Source organism: Robbsia andropogonis (genome assembly GCF_000970345.1).
Taxonomy (GTDB): Bacteria; Pseudomonadota; Gammaproteobacteria; order Burkholderiales; family Burkholderiaceae; genus Robbsia; species Robbsia andropogonis.
This window is the reverse complement of sequence record NZ_LAQU01000159.1, coordinates 1-1,759: the sequence shown is the minus strand read 5'-3', so window position 1 is coordinate 1,759 and position 1,759 is coordinate 1. Positions and strand designations below refer to the sequence as shown.

Annotated in this window: 1 protein-coding gene and 3 pseudogenes; all 4 read right to left on the bottom strand. The window is 54.1% G+C overall.

Annotated features, from left to right (window positions below; genetic code table 11):
* Positions 1 to 356: pseudogene (locus WM40_RS26735) on the bottom strand (hypothetical protein); the annotation flags it as partial.
* Between the two features lie 178 nt (positions 357 to 534).
* A pseudogene (locus tag WM40_RS31950) lies at positions 535 to 771 on the bottom strand (IS6 family transposase); the annotation flags it as partial.
* Between the two features lie 55 nt (positions 772 to 826).
* A protein-coding gene (locus WM40_RS26730) for an IS6 family transposase (RefSeq protein WP_096349236.1) occupies positions 827 to 1,527 on the bottom strand; the annotation gives its coding sequence in 2 pieces (ribosomal slippage) (positions 827 to 1,254 and positions 1,254 to 1,527; 702 coding nt in all).
* Positions 1,528 to 1,568: 41 nt separating this feature from the next.
* Positions 1,569 to 1,721, bottom strand: a pseudogene (locus tag WM40_RS26725) (IS6 family transposase); the annotation flags it as partial.
* Positions 1,722 to 1,759: the final 38 nt, after the last annotated feature.

Here is a 1,759-nt window from a genome sequence, read left to right as displayed (position 1 = left end):
CAAAGAGCCGACTCGGCAGTGAGCGCCGGCACATGCCACGCACACAGGTTCGCGCGCGCAATCGCTTTGACAACTTCGGTATGCGCTTCTTGTGCCGTGGACGGCGCCGGATCGATCTTGCCCAGTTCGTGCCGCAGCCGATGCAGGCGTTCGCGGGTTTGCGGCGTGCGAAAAAGCTTTGGATGGTCGGCCGGCCGTGCGCCGCTTTGGGCGGTGGCGGGTTTCAATTGCGCGAAACTCGAAGTCCGTTTAGCCTTCGCATGCCCCGGAATTCGCGCGCCGTCAGATTCGCCGGAAGGGGACTCTATGAATTCAGAAAGCGCCTTGACTCTGCCTTCCGCCGATACTTTTGACATGTTCACTTTTCTGCTTCGGTCGGGAGGTGAGTATCGTACGCGAAGTTGCAAACCGCGCGGCGCAGCGCAGCGAAGTTGTTTGTCGCTCAAGGAAGCATCGGCATTAAGATCGAGGCCCGAAGGGGCATTGTCACGTTGATGATGATTGAGCGATAAATAGGCGCTTTACGGCCACTGTTTAAAACGCAGACGGATTTTGGCCCTGGAGTGTCAAGTGATGCCACGATTCCAAGCGCAGCGTAAGCTCGCGACGATGTTCGGATGCACAAATCAGGTGTCGTTTCAGAGCAAAATGCTGTCGAATCGGGCCGAAGTTCGACAAGAAGCGCTGTGCTTGTCGCAAATCTCTTAAGCCACGCATGCGGCGCTCCCGCTCTCGGGTCGGTTGATGGCTATTTTTGGCGCGGTTATTCAGGTTTTGTCGCAATAAGAACTGGGTGTTGTAAGAACGTTTATATGTATAGGATTACTTATGCCAATAAGGAGTTAAATTGCTGAACGGGCGAGAGTGCCTTAGCGCAGCCGCTCATCTGACCTTTGCGAATCATGTGCATGATCTCGATTCCACCAAGAATGATGCGGGCACAGCGAAAAGTCTTAAACCCCATCATGGGCCGCGTTCGACGTTTGATCGCGCGGTAATCCTGTTCGACAATGTTGTTGAGATACTTTTTCTGGCGAATCTTGATCGGTGTTTCCCGCTTGGCATTGATCGCTTTCAAAGCGGCGAGGTTCGATCCGCTCTTGTCTATCGTCACGTTCTCAGGTTCGCCGTTTTGCGCGATTGCCCGCTCGAAATATGCCTGCGCGGCAGCCTTGTCCCGGCGGGCTCGTAGCAGGAAATCAACCGTGTTACCGGCTTTGTCGACAGCCCGGTAGAGATATCGCCATTCACCCCGATTCGAATGTATGTCTCGTCCATCCTCCAGCTTCTGCCGACCGTGCGTTTGCACCGCCGGAACGCTTTTTCCAGTAGCAGCAATAGTTTGATCGCCCAGAGGTGAACGGTCGAATGGTCAACAGCAATACCACGCTCTGCCATCATCTCTTCGAGTTGCCGTAAGCTCAACGGATACGCAACATACCAACGCACGCATAGCAGCATCACGTCCAGCGGATAGTGGAGCCGTTTAAACACTTTCGACATCACTGCAGTCAGCTTTTGCTTCATGGATCTGATTGTTCCCTCGGGGTCTTCAGAATAACAGACCGCCGTATTGATTCGTAGCTGACGATCACGCCGCGCTCGAGCAATAATTCTTCGATGTCGCGCAAGCTCAGCGAGAAGCGAAAGTACCATCGCACCGAAAGGCTGATGATGGCAGGTGGGAAACGATGGCCGCGGTAACTAGACGAGGTTTTCATGTGCCAAGCTTATCCGAACGCCTCGACAACGTGACAAT